The following is a 17,915-nucleotide window of genomic DNA, read 5'->3' as shown; positions in this document are numbered from 1 at the left end:
ATGCTGTATACAGAACTCAGCATTCACAACCCCGTCAAGGCTTGTGACTGAAATCGCGGAAGGTGCCAGCATGAGCACACGCGTCCCCCGAACCCACCCGTACATCCCCAACTCCGCCCCGCAGGTGAGGAAAGCGATGCTGGCGGCGGTCGGCGCCCAGGACGTCGAGGAGTTCTACGCCGACATCCCCGCCGCCCTCCGGCTGGACCGCCCGCTGCGACTGCCCGAGCCGCTCGGCTCCGAGGCCCGACTGGTCGCCCACATGGAGGAGCTGCTCTCCCGCAACACCGCCGTCCCGCCGGGCCGCAGCTTCCTCGGCGCCGGCTGCTACCGCCACCACGTACCCGCCGTGGTGGACGAGATCGTCAACCGCAGCGAGTTCCTCACCGCCTACGCGGGCGAGCCGTACGAGGACCACGGCCGCTTCCAGGCGCTGTGGGAGTACCAGTCGCTGATGGCCGAGCTGCTGGCCGTCGACGTCGTCAACGTGCCGACGTACGACGGCTTCCAGGCCGCCGCCACGGCGCTGCGGATGGCCGGACGGGTCACCGGGCGGCGCCGGCTGGTGCTGGTCGGCGCGATCGACCCGGACCGGCTCTCCCGGGTCCACGACTACGTCCGGGGCGTCCACGAGCTGGTGCCCGTCCCCGCCCAGCCCGCCGCCGTCCGGGCGGCCCTGGCCGAGGGCGACGCGGCCGCCGTCTACGCCCAACTCACAGACCACGACGGCCTGGTGGACCACGAGCTGCCGCAGTACATCGAACTCGCCCACGGCGCCGGGGCGCTGGCCGTCGTCCACGTCAACCCGATCAGCCTCGGCGTGCTCACCCCGCCCGCCGAACTCGGCGCCGACCTCACCTGCGGCGACCTCCAGCCGCTCGGCATCCACCCCGGCTACGGCGGCGGCAACGCGGGCTTCATCGGCAGCGCCGACGACGAACGCCTGGTCGCCGAGTACCCCAGCCGGCTGTTCGGGCTCACCCCCACCGACGTCCCCGGCGAGTACGGCTTCGGCGACGTCGCCTACGAGCGCACCTCCTTCGCGCTGCGCGAGGAGGGCAAGGAGTGGGTCGGCACCGCCGCCGCCCTGCACGGCATCGCCGCCGGGGTCTACCTCGCGCTGATGGGCCCGCACGGCATGCGGGAGGTCGGCGCGACGATCCTCGCCAACACCGCCTACGCCCGCCGACGCCTCGCCCTCGTCCCCGGCATCGACCTGGCGGACCCGCGGGCCGTGCACTTCGCCGACTTCACCGTCCGCTACACCGGCGAGCGCACCGCCGCCGAGATCTCCGAGGCGCTGCTCGCCCACGGCCTGCACGGCGGCACCCCGGCCGGCCCCCACGAGGGCCGCTACTGCGTGACCGAGCTGCACACCCGGGCCGACATCGACCGCCTCGCCGACGCGCTTGAGGAGATCGTCAAGTGACGAACCACCCGAACACCGGGTCCGTGGACCCGCGGATCGCCCCCAAACCCGCCCTGCGCCGCTTCCACCAGGCCCGCTGGGACGAGAAGCTGATCTTCGAGCTCGGCGCGCCCGGCGAGCGCGGCGTCCTGCCCCCGCTGCCCGAGCCCGCCGTCACCGCCGCCGTCGGCGACCCGGCCGAACGGCTGCCCGCCGCACTGCGCCGCAGCGCCCCGCCCGCCCTGCCCGAACTCGGCCAGCAACAGGTGCTCCGGCACTACCTGCGGCTCTCCCAGGAGAACCTCGGCGCCGACCTCAACGTCGACGTCGGCCAGGGCACCTGCACCATGAAGTACAGCCCCAAGGTCAACGACACCTTCGTCCGCGACCCCAGGATCGCCGCCCTGCACCCCGCACAGGACGCCTCCACCGTCCAGGGCGTCCTCGAACTCGTCCACCGGCTGGAGCAGCTGCTCAAGGAGATCTCCGGCATGGACCGGGTCAGCCTCCAGCCCGGCGCGGGCTCGGCGGCGATCTGGACCAACGTCTCGGTGATCCGCGCCCACCACGCCGCGCGCGGCGAGCTGGAGCAGCGCGACGAGATCATCACCACCGCCTTCTCCCACCCCTCCAACGCCGCCTGCGCCAAGACCGCCGGCTTCCGGGTGATCACCCTGCACCCCGACGCCGACGGCTACCCCGACATCGAGGCGCTGCGCGCCGCCGTCGGCCCGCGCACCGCCGCACTGCTCATCACCAACCCCGAGGACACCGGCATCTACAACCCCCGGATCGCCGAGTTCGTCCGGATCGTCCACGAGGCCGGCGGCCTGTGCGCCTACGACCAGGCCAACGCCAACGGCATCCTCGGCATCACCCGGGCCCGCGAGGCCGGCTTCGACCTGTGCCACTTCAACCTGCACAAGACCTTCTCCACCCCGCACGCCTGCGGCGGCCCGGCCGCCGGCGCCTGCGGCGTCACCGCCGAGCTGGCGCCCTACCTGCCGCGCCCCACCGTCGAGTTCGACGGCGAGCGGTACGTCCTGGACGACGACCGGCCGGACTCGATCGGCAAGATCCGCCCCTACCTGGGCGTCGTCCCGAACCTGGTGCGCGCCTACGCCTGGATCACGGCCCTGGGCGCCGAAGGGCTGCGCGCGGCCGCCGAGACCGCCGTCCTCAACAACAACTACCTGCTGCACCGGGTCCGGCAGATCCGCGGCGTCTCCGTCCCCTACGCCGAGGGGCGCCCCCGGGTCGAACAGGTCCGCTACAGCTGGCAGCAGCTCAACGAGGACACCGGCCTGCACAGCGAGGACCTCGGCTACCGCGCCGCCGACTTCGGCACCCACTACTGGACCAGCCACCACCCGTACGTCGTCCCCGAGCCGATGACCCTGGAGCCCACCGAGTCCTACTCCCGGGCCGACCTCGACGAGTACGCGGCGATCCTCGCCGAGGTCGCCCGCGAGGCGTACGAGGACCCGGAGACCGTGCGCACCGCGCCGCACAACTCCACCGTGCACCGGATCCGGCACGAGCCGCTGGACGACCCGGCGGTCTGGGCGGTCAGCTGGCGCGCCTACCGCCGCAAGGTCCTCGGCGAGCAGCCGTGACCACCGCCCCGAGCGCCCGGATCGGGCTCGTGGTCAACCCGGTCGCCGGTCTCGGCGGCCGGGTCGGCCTCAAGGGCAGCGACGGCGCCGAGGTCCAGCGACGGGCCCTGGCGCTCGGAGCCCGCCCGCAGGCCGTCGCCCGGGCCGCGCTGACCCTCCGGCGGCTGCCGCCCGACGTGGAGCTGATCACGGCCGACGGCACGATGGGCGCCGACGCCGCCCGGGCCGCCGGCCGCACCGCACGCGTCGTCCACCGGCCCGGCGCGGCGGACACCACCGCCGGCGACACCCGGGCCGCGGTGCGCGCCCTCGTCGCGGCCGGCGCCGGACTGCTGCTGTTCTGCGGCGGCGACGGCACCGCCCGCGACGTCCTGGACGCCCTCGGGCCCGAGCCCCGCCTGCCCGTGCTCGGCATCCCGGCCGGGGTCAAGATGCACTCCGCCGTGTTCGCCGTCCACCCCCGGGCCGCCGCCGAGGTCGCGGCGGCCTGGGCCACCGGCCGGGGCGTGCGCCTGGAGGACGCCGAGGTGGTGGACCGGGACGAGGCCGCGCTGCGGGCCGGCCGGGTCTCCGCCCGGCTCCACGGCCGGCTGACCGTCCCGGTGCTGCCCGCCCGGGTGCAGCAGCGCAAGACCGGCAGCTCCGGACCCGACCCGGGGACACCCGCCGGCCTCGCCGCCGAGGTCGCCGAACGGGTCGGCCCCGGCGGGCTGCTGCTCCTCGGACCCGGCAGCACCACCCACGCGGTGGCCACCGCGCTCGGCGCGCCCGGCGCCAGCCTGACCGGCGTCGACCTGCTGCGGCTCGGCCCCGGCAGCGCCCTCGGGCCCGGCCGCTCCGACGGCCTCGCCACCGCCGCCCGGATCCTGATCCGCGACGCCCGGGCCGACCAGCTGCGCGCCCTGCCCACCACCCCCCACATCGTCCTCTCCCCGATCGGCGGCCAGGGCTTCCTGCTCGGCCGCGGCAACCAGCAGCTCACCCCCGAACTGCTGCGCGCCGCGGGCCGGGAGAGGCTGCTGGTGCTCGCCACCGAGGCGAAGCTCGCCGCCCTGGCCGGGCGCCCGCTGCTGCTCGACACCGGCGACCCCGACCTGGACGACGCCCTCGCCGGCCACGTCCGGGTGATCACCGGCCGCCGCTCCGGCGCCGTGTACCGACTCTCCGCCTGACCCCTGTAGAGGAGTTCCCCATGATCGACCTGCACGGCAAGCGCGCGATCGTCACCGGCGCCGCCTCCGGGATCGGCCGGGCCACCGCCGCCCTGCTCGCCGAACTCGGCGCGGCCGTCGTCCTCGCCGACCTCGACACCGAACGCGGCGAACGGGCCGCCGAGGAGATCGGCGGCACCTTCGTCCGCTGCGACGTCTCCCGGCGCGCCGACTGCGAGCAGGCCGTGCGCACCGCCGTCGAACAGCACGGCGGCATCGACGTGCTGTTCAACAACGCCGGCATCATCCGCCGCTCCACCGTCACCGGGATCAGCGACGAGGACTGGGACCTGGTGATGGCCGTCAACGTCCGCTCGATCATGCTTCTCAGCGGACTCGTGGTGCCGCTGATGGCCGCGAACGGCGGCGGCAGCATCGTCAACACCGGCTCCGGCTGGGGCATCAGGGGCGGCGGCCGGGCCGTCTCCTACTGCGCCTCCAAGGGCGCCGTGGTCAACATGACCCGGGCGATGGCCATCGACCACGGCCCGGACAACATCCGGGTCAACTGCGTCTGCCCGGGCGACACCGACACCGGCATGCTCGCCGAGGAGGCCCGCCAGCTGGGCGAGAACCCGGACGCCTTCTACACCGACGCCGCCGACCGCCCGCTCGGCCGGATCGGCCAACCCCGGGACATCGCCCAGACCGTGGCCTTCCTGGCCAGCGACGCCGCCGCCTTCGTCAGCGGCGCGGTCATCGCCGTGGACGGCGCCGGCACCGCCTGACGCCCGCGAACCGTACAGCACCGCAACCCCGTACGACGGCCGGGCGACGGCACGCGTCGCCCGGCCGGTACGCTACGGACCGAGGAAGAAGGGACGTTTGATGGCGATCGAGCGGCGGCCGCTGCGCGAGCAGGTGAAGGACGAACTCCTGGAGCAGCTCGGCCGCGGCCGGTTCACCCCCGGCGAGTCGATCAACGAGGTCCAGCTCGCCGAGGAACTGGGCGTCAGCCGAACCCCCCTGCGCGAGGCCCTGATCAGCCTGGAACGCGAGGGCATCATCACCAGCGAGCGCGGCAAGGGCTTCCGCTTCGCCCCGACCGGCAAACAGGAGTTCCTCGACCTCACCGCGATCGTGATCGCCCTGGAGTCGCTGGCCCTGCGCACCTCCGACCCGGCCCACCTGGCCGAGATCGCCCCCAGGCTGCTCGCCGAGGCCCGCGCCTTCTCCGCCCCCCAGGCCCCGCACGGCACCATAGAGCGCCACGACGACGCCTGGCACGCCCTGCTGCTCTCCGGCTGCGCCAACGCCCGGCTGCGCGAGATGATCGAGTCGCTGAAACTCACCCTGCACCGCTACGAGCGGGTGGTGGTCGGCGACCACGAGATCCTGGAACGCGCCGCCGAGGAGCACGAGCGGATCGCCCAGTGCCTGCTCGAAGGCGACGTCGACCAGGCCGTCACCGCGCTGGAGGCCAACTGGACCAGCGGCATGGAACGCATCCTGGACCGCCTGCCCCCGGTCGCCGCGCTCTGAACCCGGCGCCCTCAACCCGGGGCTCCCAACCGGGCGCCCTGAACCCGCTGCTCTGAACCCGGCGCCCTGAACCCGGTCCGCTCGTCAGTCGAGCACCTCGGCGACGCCCGGGGTGAGCCAGTGCAGCCGGTCGGCCAGGCCCGCCGCCGCGAACCGTGCGGCGGTCTCCGTCCGCCCCTCGGTGAAGTGCTGCCACGAGGTGTAGTGGACGGGCACGACCCGGCGGGCTCCGAGCGAGGCGGTGAGTGCGGCGGCCTGCGCCGCGTCCATGGTGATCAGCTCGCCGCCGCCGAAGGCCTCGATGCGGGCGGCGCCGAGGTGCAGCAGCGCCGTGCCGATCCGGAACCTCCGCCCCACCTCGTCCAGTTCGGGGATGTGGACGGTGTCGCCCGAGACGTACAGCGCCTCCGGTTCGCCCGGCACCTCGACCACGAACCCGGTGACCTCCCCGACCGGACCGTGCACACCGGGCGTGCCGGTCACCCGCAGGGTGCGGCCGTCCACGGTGAGGTCCCGGGTCTGCCACGGCGCCAGCCCGAGCGCGCCGCCACCGAGCCGGGCCGCCCCGCCGACCGTGGTCAGCACCGGGCGCCCGGCGAGCAGGGTACGGCCGGTGGCGTCCAGGTTGTCGGGGTGCTCGTCGTGGCTGAGCAGCACGGCGTCCACCGGCGGCAGCTCGTGCACACCCGTCGCCGGGCCCCGGGTGCTGCGCAGGACCACCGGATCGTGCCGGTACTCGGCGGGGGCCGGGTCGAAGACCGGATCGGTGAGCAGCCGCAGACCGCCGACCTCCAGCAGGACCGTCGCGGTTCCGATGTGCGTGGCCTTGATCCTCACAGTGTTCCTTCCCTCATGGTGAATTGACGCTCAGTCAGTCATTAGGTCGATCGGTATTCGTCGCCGGGATCCGGAACCGGCGCCGGTACTCCCCCGGAGTGGTGGACAGCCGGTCCCTGAACACCCGGTGCAAGGTCTCCACGGAACCGAAGCCGCAGGACCGGGCGACCCCGGGCAGCGGATGGTCACTGCGCTCCAGCAGCCGGCGGGCCGCCTCCAGGCGCAGCTCCTCCACGTAGGAGCCGGGGGTGGTACCGGTCTCCGCACGGAAGACCCGGGCGAAATGCCGTTCGCTCATGGCGAGTCGCCCGGCGAGCACGGACACCGACAGATCGGCGTCCAGGTGCTCGGCGATCCAGCGGCGCAGGCCGCCCAGGTCCGCCCGGCCGCCCGTACGGTGCGCCAGGGGCACGCTGAACTGGCTCTGTCCGCCCGGGCGTTGGAGGTACATGACCATGATCCGCGCGATCTGCAGGGCCAGGTCGTCGCCGTGGTCCTCGGCGACCAGGGCGAGGGTGAGGTCCATGGAGGTGGTCAGGCCCGCGCTGGTCCACAACCGTCCGGAGCGGATGAACACCGGGTCGGCGTCCACCTCGACGGCCGGATGGTCGGCGGCCAGCCGCTCGGCGGTCGCCCAATGGGTGGTCGCGCGATGCCCGTCCAGCAGTCCGGCCGCCGCCGCCACGTGCGCGCCCGCACACACCGAGGCGATCCGCCCGGCCCGAGGACCGGCCTCCGTCAGCCAGGCGACCACCGCCGGGTCCACCCGCGGCACCGGCCCGTCCCGGCCCAGGTCCACCCGCCCCGGCACCAGCACCGTGTCCGGCCGCACCCGCTGCTCGGCCAGGGTGTCGGTCACGTACAGCGGCACCCCGGAGAAGGTCTCCACCGGCCCGCTCCGCTCCGCGCACACCCGCACCTCGTACCCCGGCCGCCCGGGCGGCAGCAGCCGCCCGGCCAGCGCGAGGATCTCGGCGGGCCCGGTCACGTCCAGCGCGTTCACTCCGGGGAACACCGGGATCACGACCAGATGCGGCAGGCGGGGTGCGTCGTTCATGCCCACACTCTCGCCCGGCGGCAGTGATGGCGGCAATGACGGGACTCTGCAACATCCGGACAGCACGGGCATCCGGACAGCACCGCATCCGGCCAGCGCCGCATCCCGTCAGCGCCGCATCAGGACACGGCCCCCGGCGAGGCCCTACGCCCCTGGTCCGACCACCCCCGGGACCAACGCCCGATTGCCTCTCCGCCGCCTCCCCGAAGCATGATGGCCCGCATGATCGGCAAGTGGATCGACTGCCGGGTTCGACCCGGAGCACGCGAGGCGTTCGCCGCCGGCCAGCGCCGCTGGTCGGCGATCTCCGACCAGCCGGGCCTGGTCGGCCAGACCGGCGGCTGGGCACCCGGCGCCGACCGCGCCCTGCTGCTCGCCCTGTGGAGCGACGAGCCCGCGTACACCCGCTTCATGCGCGAGCGCCACGACCGCGCCGCCGCCCACGCCGACCAGCGCTCCAGCTGCACGGGGATCGAGGTCGCCACCGGCCCGGTCGTCCTCACCATGCCGGGCGCGGCCCCCTCCCTCCCCGCCGCCCTCGCCCGCGCCACCGTCCTGCGCGCCGCCGACTGCCGGCTCCACCCCGGCCGCGCCGACCACTTCCTCGACGTCCAGCGCGAGCTCTGGGCCCCGGGCATGGCGGCGGCGGACGGCATGCTGGGCGGCACCGTCACCCGCCTCACCCCCGAGCGCCACCTCGTCACCACCCTCTGGACCACCCCCGCCGCCCACCACGCCTACACCACCCACCACCTCCCGGCCCTGCTCGCCCGCGCCGGCGTCCCCACCGACGTCCACACCCTGACGGGCCACCTGCTCCCCCTCGAACCGTCCTGGCACATCGGGGCCGACGCCTGAACCACCGCCATGTCCGGCAAGAACGCGCCGGTCGGACTGATCGACACGCGGGCGCGGCGGACGTGCCGGCCGGGGCCGCCCGGCGGGGCGGGTGGAGTCGGTGGCCGGGGCCGACGGGAGCGCCCCCGTCGGCCCCGGTGGGTGCTCAGTGCCCGGGTGGGTGCCGCATCCCGCCGCCCGGTGCGGCGGTCCGCCGCTCCGGATCGATGGGGGCCGGCCGGGTCCGTCGCGGGGCCCGCCGGGACAGCCGCATCAACGCGAGGCCGAGGCAGAAGAGCAGCGCCAGCGCCACCCCGGCCAGGAAGATGCTCAGGCTGTTCAGCGCCACCAGGTTGTTGCCCAGGATCGTCACCTGGTAGTCGGGCCCACCGGAGAGGTTGTCCGCGATCAGCAGTCCGACGAACGCGCCGGACGCCGCCATCAGCAGAAGTCCCAGCAGCAGCATGGGGACCCCCTTCGTCCTGGTCTCGGCCCCCCTCGCCCGGTCGCGCCTACCCACCCCGGGCGGCCCGTAACGGCGGCCGGCGAATCGCTGGGGAACCCCGGCAGCGCCGGGCGGCTGCGGCTGCTGCCGCTGCTGGTCAGACCGTGAACCAGCGCCCGACGGCCGTCCGCAGCTCGGCCTGTTCGGCCGGGTCGGGGCGGGGTGAGCCGCCGGCCCAGGCCACGTAGCCGTCGGGTCGGATCAGCAGACCGGTGAGGCCGGCCGGGCCGCCCTTCGCGACGACGACCTCGACGGCGTCCTGGTCCTCCGCCAGTGCGGCTGCCAGCGACTGGTCCTCGGTCAGGTCGATCAGCAACGGCCGTGCGCTTCGGGCGAGTTCGGCGATCCTGGCCTTCCCCGTCCCGGTGGTCAGCTCCAGCTCCGGTGCGAACCGGCCGACTGCGGGGTGGGGATCGGTGATGCCCATGTCGTAGCGCACGTCGGTGCCCGCGGTGAGGTCGGCGAGGTGCTGGACGACCTCCTTGTGGGCGAGCAGCTCGGCGAAGAGTTCGCGCAGGGCGGTCGTGTCGCTTCCCGGTGCGGTGAGCGCGGACTGCGCCTCGGCGTTGAGCACCATGCGGCGGGCGGCCTGGCGGCGCTCGGTGTCGTAGCTGTCGAGCAGACCGGTCGGGGCGGTGTCGCGCAGCACGGCGGCGAGTTTCCAGCCGAGGTTGGCGGCGTCCTGCAGGCCGAGGTTCAGCCCGGGGCCGCCGCCGGAGGTGTAGACATGGGCGGCGTCACCGATCAGCAGGACCCGGCCGTCGCGGAACCGGTCGGCGACCCGGGTGTTGCCGCCGGTCAACCGCCGCAGCACGTGCGGGCCGGCGCCGTCCGGCGGGCCGAGCGGCAGGTCGACGCCGAGGACCCGGCGGATGCTCGACTCCATTTCGGCCAGGGTCATCGGCTCGTCCGTCGCGACCTGGTCCCACTCGGTGGTGCTGATCAGCGGCGGCTGCCCGGGGAACGGCGCGTAGGAGAAGCCGCCCCGTTCGGCGCGGTGGGGCAGGAAGGGCAGGACGGGTCCGTGGCCGGGGATGGTGAGGGCGCCGTTGACGGGGTCGATCCAGTCGCTGGGGACGGTGGCGTGGACGGTGCGGTTGGTGCGGCGGTCGTAGCTGACTCCGGGGAACCCGATGCCGCTCCCCTTGCGGATCACGCTGTGCGCGCCGTCCGCGCCGACCACCCAGCGGGCGCGCATCCGCTGGTCGCCGTCGGGACCGGTGACGTCGAGGGTGACGGCCTCCTCGTCCTGGGCGACGGCGCCGACCCGGTACCCGCGCCGCAGGTCGACGCCGAGGGCGCGGGCGCGTTCCTCCAGGACCTCGACGATGCGGTGCTGCGGGGCGGCCAGGCCGAAGACCGGGCTGGCGTCCAACCGGCCGAGGTCGAGGCCCATGGCGGCGAACATGAAGTACGCGGAGTTCGGCCGCGGAGGCTCCGGGCTGCCGCTGAGCGGCTCGTACAGGCCGCGGTGGTCGGCCAGGCGCACCACCTGGCCGAGCAGGCCGTTGGCCTTGGGTTCGGTGCTGGGCTGCGGGAGCTGCTCCAGCACGATCGGGCGAATGCCGGCCAGGCTGAGTTCGCAGGCCAGCATCAGCCCGTTCGGGCCGCCACCCACGATGATCACGTCGGCTGTCACGGTCACGTCTCCTTGGTGCGAACGGGAAGAGGTGGCACCGCGGGCGAGCCGGTCGCCGCCGCTCGCCACGGGACGGGCAGGCCGGCGGCGACCTGCTCGAAGACCTGGGCCAGGACCGTGCCGAGCGGCACGGGATCGTCGGCGCGAAGGCTGTGCTCGACGGCCACCGCGCTGGCGGCCCCGATCACGGCCGCCACCAGCTTCGGGTAGACGTCGCGTTCGGCGTCGGTCCCGGTGCGCCGTGCGACGGCCTCGGCCAGCTCCTGCTGGGCGGCGGCGTTGGCCTTGACGATCTCGCCGGCCAGCGCCGGTTCGGCCAGCATCAGCCGCACCCCCTCGCGCCAACGCTCGCTCTGCGCGGCGGAGTTGTCGGCACCGGAGGTTTCCAGCGGCGCGAACTGGCCCAGCACGGCCCGGAGCAGCGAGTCCCAGAGCAGCTCGTCGGCCGGGCGGGCGAGCAGGTCGTCGGCGACCCGGAGCATCCGCTCCAGGTGACTGGCGGCGATCGCCTCGGCCTTGCCGGCGAAGTAGTTGCGGAAGGTGCGCACCGAGACGTCGGCCTCGGCGGCGATCTGATCGACCGTCACGGCGTCCCAGCCGTGCAGGACGCAGAGCCGGATCGCCGCCCGGCTCAGCGCGACCCGGGTCTCCCGCTTCTTGCGCTCGCGGAGTCCGGGCTGCCCGGTGGTACGGGCCTCAGGTGCAGGTGCCATGCGAGCAGCGTAGGACGAAATTTGCCGCCACAGCAATGTTTCTGCGGCGGCAAGTTTTTCGGGCCCGAGGGCCCGCGGGTCAGATCCGCGTGGACAGCGGCACGGATATCCGCTTCATCCAGGCGCCTGTCGCGAAGTCGCGCGCCCTGATGACGACCCGGTCCCGGTACACGTCCACCTGGAGCCCCTGGTTGAAGTGCCCGGGGACGGTGACCTCGCCGCCCTGCCCGTTGTCGGCGAAACCGGTCTGCACCGCGCCGGTGTTGACCACCGAGAAGCCGTCGAGGTTGGCGGTGCCCGGCACGACGCGGCGCACGTACCAGTCGGAGAGGGTCAGGTCCCAGTGGGTGTGGCCGCTGAAGAGGAACACGTCGCGGTGGCGCCCGAGGAGGCCGAGGAGGCGGTCGGGCTGGAGGTAGTCGCCCATGTAGATCTTGCTCCGGGTACCGGAGACGGTGTCGGGCAGCGGGTGGTGGGTGATCACCATGACCGGCTTCCGGCGCCGCGCCCAGTACTGCAGGCGCTCCTCCAGCCACTGGAACTGCGCGTCGCTGATCCACACCTCGTCCCACAGGGAGTTGTCGTGGTACTTCATGTAGCGCTCGGTGCCGAGGGTCAGGACCGGGATGCCGCCGAAGGTGGTCTCCGCGTAGATCGTGGACCGCTCGGCGAAGCGGTAGAAGCCGCGGAAGAGGGACTCCTCGGTGGTGCCGTTGGGCCAGGTGCTCTGGGCGAGCGTGTTCGGGTCGGCCCACTTGGGGACGTAGAACTCGTGGTTGCCGATGGCCCAGGCGACCTCGCGGGGCTTGGGCCCCTGCTCCAGCACCTTCCGCACGTCGGCGTACTCGAAGTCGTAGCCGCGCGGCGTGATGTCCCCGGCGACGGCCAGGCCCGACGCGTGCGGGTTGGTGGCCCGGATGTCCTTCAGCGCCTGGGCGAAGTCGCCGAGATCGCCCTGAATGTCACTGATGACGTTGAAGGTGCTCACCAGGCCGCCGCCGTCGGCGGGTTCCGCCTCGGCGGTCCCCTGGGCGAGGCCTCCGAGCACCAGTGCCCCGGCGGTCGCGCCGAGCAGGGTCCTGCGTTCCATGGTCTTTCCTTTCGGCTGTCGCACGGGATCGAGGGACCTCGGCCGCGCGCTTCGGACCAGACCCGTTATCAATAGGCGACCAAGTGGGCGGCCAGGTGAACGGGCACTGTCGGGCAGGCCCTGCGCGGGCCGTCCGGGGCCGAGCGGCCGAGCCCGACCCGGCGAACCGGGTCGCCCGCTCCTGTGAACCCCGCCGCCCGGCCGACTTCTTTGTGTCATCCGCCAGTACGGCCGTGGACGGGCGCGGAGGAGACTTTCCGCCGGGACCGCGGCCCGGCAGGCAGGGCCTCCGAGCCCGGAGGCCGTGTTCGGCCGCGCGCGGGACGACGTACGGACAGGACGACGCACCGGAGGGGGCGGCACATGGGCGTGCAGCAGTACGACGGGATCGGCGAGGCGTTCGAGGGGTTCAAGGCCCTGCCGTTGACGCGCTACGGGGAGGTGCCGAGCTTCCTCGGCCTGGTCGGGGACGTGAGCGGCCGGTCGATCCTCGACCTGGCGTGCGGCACCGGCTTCTACAGCAGGGAGTTCAAGCGACGCGGCGCCACCGACGTCCTCGGTGTCGACATTTCCGTCGAGATGATCGCCGCCGCGCGGGCGATCGAGCGGCGCGACCCGCCGGACGTGCGCTACGAGGTCGGCGACGTGGCCGAACTACGCCCGCTCGACCGGCAGTTCGACATCGCCCTGGCGGTGCAGTGCCTCAACTACGCCGAGGACATCGCGGCGATGGAGCGGATGTGCCGCGCCATCCACCGGAGCCTGGTGCCGGGCGGGGAACTCTTCGTCCTCGCCCAGAAGCCGGACTACCGGTTCGACTGTCCGTCCCTGGAGGAGTACGGGTTCCGCTGCGAGCCGATCGGTGGGGAGATCGAGACGGGTCCGCGGGTGCGGGTCACGGCGCTCCTCGACCCGCGGCCGATCAGCATCGTGGGCGCGGCCCCCCGCCGCGAGGTGTACGAGGAGAGCCTGCGGGCGGCCGGGTTCACCGCCCTGGAGTGGGTGCCGCTGGGCGTGTCCGAGGCCGGCATCCGCGCGTTCGGCAGGGAGTTCTGGGCGGACCTCCTCGCGCACCCGCCACTGGAGATGCTGCGCTGCCGCGCCTGACCCGGCCGCACCGGCCCCACGGCCGCCCCCGGCCCCACCGGCCGCCACCGGCAGGCGGGTCGGCGGCGGCCGCCATGGGTCCAACCCGTCGGGGCCGTGCCCTACTTGGCGAAGCGGACCTCCGGGAAGGCCGCCGAGGGTCCGTCCAGCAGTCGGCCCGGGCGGTCGAGCAGGTGCCGGTCGAAGAACGCGCCGAGGTACGCCCGGGTGGCGGCGAGCGCGCGGGCACCCTTGATGCTGCCGTACTGCCCCGGAGCGGTGTCGGGAGGCACCTGGTCACGGATGCCGAGGGCGTCCACCAGCCAGTGCACGTCGCAGAACGACAGATGCCCGCCCTCCGGCAGGTCCAGCCAGCGCTTCCACCCGGTCAGGTGCTGCCAGGTCTCGTCCCAGTTCGCCGTCGGGGTCTCGCCGGCGTGACGCTGCGCACCGAGCAGCAGCACCGGGCGGGCGAGGCCCTCGGCCGGCAGCGGGGCGAAGAAGTCGCCGTCCAGGTTGGCGGCGGCGCGGATCCGGCCGTCCACCCGCATCGCCTCGACGGCGCTCGCGCCGCCGATGGAGTGGCCGGCCGCGCCGATCCGGGAGGCGTCGATCCGCAGCCCGCGGACGAGCCCCGGGCCGGGCGCGGTCAGCCGGTCGATCAGGAAGGCGATGTCCTTCGCCCGGCTGCGGATGACCTCGGCCGCCAGTCGGTCGTCCACCTTGTCGCAGATCAGGCAGGACTCCATCCGCCCGTCGGGGAACTGCACGGCCGTCTCGTAGGTGTGGTCCAGCGCGGCCACCGCGTAACCCCGGGCCGCGAGGTCCTCGGCGAGGGCGGTGAGCGAGGAGCGGTCGAAGCCGAAGCCGGGCGAGAGCACCACCAACGGGTGCCGCCCGGGCGCGGGCACCGTGCGGACCCGCACCCCCGTCCCGACGGCGCCGAGGTCCGGAGTGCCGTACCGGGCGGTGGACATCTCCGGGGAGAGGTAGGGCAGTTGCCCGCCGCGCGCGGACTGCGCCGGGTACCAGAGGGTGGCCATCAGTTCGCGGGTGGCGGCGTCCGGCCGCCAGGGGTCGTGCCGGCCGGTGTCCACCAGGCGGACCGAGGCGGCACCGATCAGCCGGTGCGTGGTGGGCGCGGGCACCTGCGGCGCCCCGGCCTTCGCGTCCACGTCCGCCTGCGCGTCCGCGCCCAGGCCCGCGCCCGCGCCCGCGCCCGCGCCGACGCCCACGTCCGCCCCCGCCTCCACGGGCACGGACACGTCCACGGGCACGGACACGGGCGGGCGCGACGAGGTGGCGACGGAAGGCGGTCCGGCGGTCGGGGAGGCGGCCGAAGCGGCCTGTGGGCCGGTCAGCGGGAGGAGGACGGCGATGGGCACGGCGAGCAGCGCGGCGCTCCGCCACCGGGGAGTTGTCGACATGACGCCACGTTAGGTTCGCCGCCGGCGCCGGCGCGTCCTGCCCGCGGCGTAGCCCGCTCAGCCGCAGGTCGGAGCCGCCACGCCGGGCGGACCCGCCGCTCGGACGAGCCGGCCTCCACCCTGAGCGGCGGGCGGGCCGCGAGTGGCGACCCGGATCGCCCCCCGGCCCGCGCCGGGCGGGGTGTCGGCGGCACGCTCTACGCTCCCCCTCACCTACGAGTTCTGGGGAAGACCGGATGTCCTACGACGATGTCGAGTACCTGCCCGCACTGATCACGGCCCTGGCCGATCCGTCCGAGGAGAGGTGGAGCGTCGACGGCTGGCGGATCGAGCGGATCGGCCCGGTCCGGGGGACCGCCGACCACGGCACGATCTACGACCCGCTGGGCCCGGAGAGCACGGGCTTCCCGATGCGGCCCGGCGGCACGCCGGTCTACCTGGTCTCGCGCGAGGACGCGCCCGAGCTCCCGGTGGCCGCCCTGGTGCACCCCTGCGGGACCGTCCCGGTCCGGACGGAGGAATGGGGCGACCGGGTGGCGACGCCCTCCGGCCTGGCCGTGCTGCACGCCGACCCCGGCACCACCTGGATCGGACCGTCCATCCCGATGCTCCGGCGCGCCTGGGCCGCCCTGCACGCGCGCGCCGCCGGGGGCGACGGCCGGCCGCTGGAGAACCTCCGCGAGGTCCTCCGGAGCGCCTCGATCGACCCGGCGGACTGGCCGGTGGAGCCGGTCGAGGGCGACTTCGCGCGCGGCTGGCTGATGCTCCCGGACGAGGCCGGCACCGGCACCGTGCTGGGCGTCCTGGCGAACCCGGACGGGTCGAACACGACCGCGTGCCTGGACGCCGAGGGCAACACGGTGGCGACCCTGCTCACCTTCGAGGAGTGACCCCGGCCCCGCTCGCCTCCTCCCCCGCACCTACCGCGCGGGCAATCGGCAAGCCCTGAGGGAAAGCGCTTTCCAAGTGTCCTCGAACTGGGTACGCTCGATCATCGTGGCAGCCACCCTGCCTCCCCTCCCGCAGCCCTCAGAAAGCTGGCCCCTGATGCTCGACCACGACGAAACCGGGTACGTCCGGGACGGGGCGCCGCACCGCGTCGTCTCCGGTGCCCTGCACTACTTCCGCGTCCATCCCGACCTCTGGGAGGACCGCCTGCGCCGGCTGCGCGCGATGGGCGCCAACACCGTCGATACCTACATCCCCTGGAACTTCCACGAACTGCCCTCCGGCGCCTTCGACTTCACCGGCTGGCGCGACATCGCCCGCTTCAGCCGCCTCGCCCGGCAGCAGGGCCTCGACGTCATCCTGCGGCCCGGCCCCTACATCTGCGCGGAGTGGGAGTTCGGTGGCCTGCCGGCCCGGCTGCTCGCCGCCGACGGGATGCGACTGCGCTGCGCCGACCCGGCCTACCTGGCCGAGGTGGACGGCTGGTTCGACGCCGTCGTGCCCGAGATCCTGCCGCTGCTGGCGAGCCGGGGCGGCCCGGTGGTGGCCGTGCAGATCGAGAACGAGTACGGCAGTTTCGGCAACGACCGCGCGTACCTCCTCCACCTGCGCGACGGCCTGCTCGAACGCGGCGTCGACTGCCTGCTGTTCACGGCGGACGGCGCGGAGGACGCGATGCAGCAGGGCGGCGGCGTTCCGGGCCACCTCGCCACGGCGACCTTCGGCTCCCGGCCCGCCGAGCGGTTCGAGGTGCTGCGGCGCTACCAGCCCGAGGGCCCGCTGACGGCCATGGAGTTCTGGATCGGCTGGTTCGACCACTGGGGCGAGCCGCACCACGTGCGCGACGCCGCCGAGTCCGCCCGGGCACTGGACGACCTCCTCGCCACCGGGGCCTCCGTCAACCTCTACATGGCCCACGGCGGCACCAACTTCGGCTTCTGGGCCGGCGCCAACCACACCGGCACCCGCCCGTTCGACACCGGGTACCAGCCGACCGTCACCAGCTACGACTACGACGCCCCGATCGGCGAGGCCGGCGAACTCACCGAGAAGTTCCACGCCTTCCGCGCCGTCATCGGCAAGTACCTCCCCCTGCCCGAGGGCGAGCTGCCCGGGCCGGTCCCGCGCGCCGCTCCGCAGCGCGTCCGGCGCCGCGCCGCCTCCGCGCGGCTCCTGGCGAACCTCGACGCCCTGTCCGAGCCGGTGCGCAGCCCCGTCCCCGAGCCCATGGAGAAGGTCGGCCAGTCGCTCGGCCTCATCCACTACCGCACCCGGATCTCCGGCCCCCGGCCGTCCATGCCGCTGCGCATCGACGGCATCGGCGACCGCGCCCACGTGTTCGCGGACGGCCGGCCGCTCGGCGTCCTGCACCGCGACGCCCCGGCGGACACCCTGCCGCTGGAGGTCGGGCCGCAGGGCGTCGTGCTGGACATCCTGGTCGAGGCGCTCGGCCGGGTGAACTACGGCCCCCTGCTGGACGACCGCAAGGGCATCGGCCGCGGCGTCTCCCACGGCCACCAGCGGCTGTTCGACTGGGAGATCCGCCCCCTGCCGCTCTCCGACCTGGGCCGCCTGCGCTACGAGGAGGCGGATGCGGCCGTCGACGCGGACCCGGCCTTCCACCGCTTCGAGGCCTCGCTCACCGAGCCCGCCGACGCCTTCGTCGCCCTGCCCGGCTGGGGCCGCGGACTGCTCTGGCTCAACGGCTTCCTGCTCGGCCGCTACTCCGCGCAGGGCCCGCAGCGGACCCTCTACGCCCCGGCTCCGCTGTGGCGGGCGGGCGCCAACGAGCTCGTGCTGCTCGAACTGGACGGCCACGGCGAGGAGATCGAGCTCCGCGACCGGCCCGACCTCGGGCCGCTCGCCGCCGCTCCCAGCTCCGAGTACTGAGCCTGCGGGCTCCGGCCCGCTCCACCGGCCCGGGGGGGGGGGGGTGGTCTGCGGGGGGGAGGAAGGGAGGGAGAGCGGGTGATGGGAGAGGCATGGGGGAGGGGAGAGGGAGGGGGGCTGAGGGGGGGAGGGGGGTGGGGGGATACGTCGAAGCCTGAGCAGGGGGGTT

At 74.2% G+C, this 17,915-nt stretch carries 16 protein-coding genes; 9 read left to right on the top strand and 7 right to left on the bottom strand.

Annotation, left to right across the window (positions count from 1 at the left end; all coding sequences use genetic code 11):
• The first annotated feature begins 70 nt into the window (after positions 1–70).
• The 5 genes from gcvPA to ACFVGO_RS18355 all read left to right on the top strand — a co-directional run bounded on the left by gcvPA (position 71) and on the right by ACFVGO_RS18355 (position 5,717).
• Positions 71–1,429, top strand: coding sequence for an aminomethyl-transferring glycine dehydrogenase subunit GcvPA (gcvPA, locus tag ACFVGO_RS18375; protein ID WP_380632838.1), 1,359 nt, complete (start codon positions 71–73; stop codon positions 1,427–1,429).
• Complete coding sequence (gcvPB, locus tag ACFVGO_RS18370; RefSeq protein WP_380632835.1) at positions 1,426–3,024, top strand: aminomethyl-transferring glycine dehydrogenase subunit GcvPB; 1,599 nt, start codon at positions 1,426–1,428, stop codon at positions 3,022–3,024. The genes gcvPA and gcvPB overlap by 4 nt, the downstream gene beginning before the upstream one ends.
• Entirely contained in the window at positions 3,021–4,196 is a 1,176-nt protein-coding gene (locus ACFVGO_RS18365; protein WP_359912005.1) for an NAD(+)/NADH kinase, read from the top strand. Before gcvPB ends, ACFVGO_RS18365 begins: the two co-directional genes overlap by 4 nt.
• A 20-nt stretch (positions 4,197–4,216) precedes the next feature.
• Positions 4,217–4,963: an SDR family NAD(P)-dependent oxidoreductase gene (locus tag ACFVGO_RS18360; RefSeq protein WP_380632832.1), complete on the top strand. Its 747-nt coding sequence runs from the start codon at positions 4,217–4,219 to the stop codon at positions 4,961–4,963.
• 100 nt (positions 4,964–5,063) lie between these two features.
• The gene (locus ACFVGO_RS18355) at positions 5,064–5,717 is read left to right on the top strand and encodes a GntR family transcriptional regulator (RefSeq protein WP_380356976.1); all 654 of its coding nucleotides are present in this window, start codon (positions 5,064–5,066) and stop codon (positions 5,715–5,717) included.
• Positions 5,718–5,801: 84 nt separating this feature from the next.
• On the opposite strand, the gene ACFVGO_RS18350 is transcribed toward ACFVGO_RS18355, so the two are convergent.
• Together ACFVGO_RS18350 and ACFVGO_RS18345 are read right to left on the bottom strand one after the other, a co-directional pair.
• Entirely contained in the window at positions 5,802–6,554 is a 753-nt protein-coding gene (locus tag ACFVGO_RS18350) for an MBL fold metallo-hydrolase (protein ID WP_380356974.1), read from the bottom strand.
• A gap of 34 nt (positions 6,555–6,588) precedes the next feature.
• Positions 6,589–7,611, bottom strand: coding sequence for a GlxA family transcriptional regulator (locus ACFVGO_RS18345; RefSeq protein ID WP_380632829.1), 1,023 nt, complete (start codon positions 7,609–7,611; stop codon positions 6,589–6,591).
• A 222-nt stretch (positions 7,612–7,833) separates the two neighbouring features.
• Between ACFVGO_RS18345 and ACFVGO_RS18340 the strand changes: the two genes are divergently transcribed.
• On the top strand, positions 7,834–8,469 hold the full coding sequence (locus ACFVGO_RS18340) for a DUF4937 domain-containing protein (protein WP_380632826.1): 636 nt from the start codon (positions 7,834–7,836) through the stop codon (positions 8,467–8,469).
• A gap of 145 nt (positions 8,470–8,614) precedes the next feature.
• Here ACFVGO_RS18340 and ACFVGO_RS18335 read toward each other — a convergent pair whose 3' ends face one another.
• From ACFVGO_RS18335 to ACFVGO_RS18320, 4 genes are all read right to left on the bottom strand, one after another.
• On the bottom strand, positions 8,615–8,914 hold the full coding sequence (locus ACFVGO_RS18335; RefSeq protein ID WP_380632824.1) for a hypothetical protein: 300 nt from the start codon (positions 8,912–8,914) through the stop codon (positions 8,615–8,617).
• Between the two features lie 136 nt (positions 8,915–9,050).
• Positions 9,051–10,592, bottom strand: coding sequence for an FAD-dependent monooxygenase (locus tag ACFVGO_RS18330; protein ID WP_380632822.1), 1,542 nt, complete (start codon positions 10,590–10,592; stop codon positions 9,051–9,053).
• A 2-nt stretch (positions 10,593–10,594) separates the two neighbouring features.
• Positions 10,595–11,305 (bottom strand): TetR family transcriptional regulator, encoded by a 711-nt coding sequence (locus tag ACFVGO_RS18325; protein WP_380632819.1) that lies wholly within the window; start codon positions 11,303–11,305, stop codon positions 10,595–10,597.
• 79 nt (positions 11,306–11,384) lie between these two features.
• Positions 11,385–12,395, bottom strand: a complete 1,011-nt coding sequence (locus ACFVGO_RS18320) for a metallophosphoesterase family protein (RefSeq protein ID WP_380632816.1) — start codon at positions 12,393–12,395, stop codon at positions 11,385–11,387.
• A 363-nt stretch (positions 12,396–12,758) separates the two neighbouring features.
• Between ACFVGO_RS18320 and ACFVGO_RS18315 the strand changes: the two genes are divergently transcribed.
• Positions 12,759–13,502, top strand: coding sequence for a class I SAM-dependent methyltransferase (locus tag ACFVGO_RS18315; RefSeq protein ID WP_380632813.1), 744 nt, complete (start codon positions 12,759–12,761; stop codon positions 13,500–13,502).
• Between the two features lie 101 nt (positions 13,503–13,603).
• Here the strand turns inward: ACFVGO_RS18315 and ACFVGO_RS18310 are convergent, their stop codons facing one another.
• A complete protein-coding gene (locus tag ACFVGO_RS18310) occupies positions 13,604–14,908 on the bottom strand; it encodes an alpha/beta hydrolase family protein (protein ID WP_380632811.1) in 1,305 nt (434 codons plus the stop codon).
• 236 nt (positions 14,909–15,144) lie between these two features.
• On the opposite strand from ACFVGO_RS18310, the gene ACFVGO_RS18305 reads away from it, so the two are divergent.
• The gene (locus tag ACFVGO_RS18305) at positions 15,145–15,798 is read left to right on the top strand and encodes a hypothetical protein (protein WP_380632808.1); all 654 of its coding nucleotides are present in this window, start codon (positions 15,145–15,147) and stop codon (positions 15,796–15,798) included.
• Positions 15,799–15,955: 157 nt separating this feature from the next.
• On the top strand, positions 15,956–17,746 hold the full coding sequence (locus ACFVGO_RS18300) for a beta-galactosidase family protein (RefSeq protein ID WP_380632806.1): 1,791 nt from the start codon (positions 15,956–15,958) through the stop codon (positions 17,744–17,746).
• The last annotated feature ends 169 nt before the right edge of the window (positions 17,747–17,915 follow it).

The sequence above is a fragment of the Kitasatospora sp. NPDC057738 genome (assembly GCF_042798815.1).
In the GTDB taxonomy this organism is placed as follows: Bacteria; Actinomycetota; Actinomycetes; order Streptomycetales; family Streptomycetaceae; genus Kitasatospora; species Kitasatospora lactacystinica.
Note: the sequence above shows the minus strand (reverse complement) of the source record. Positions and strands in the feature narration are given on the sequence as shown.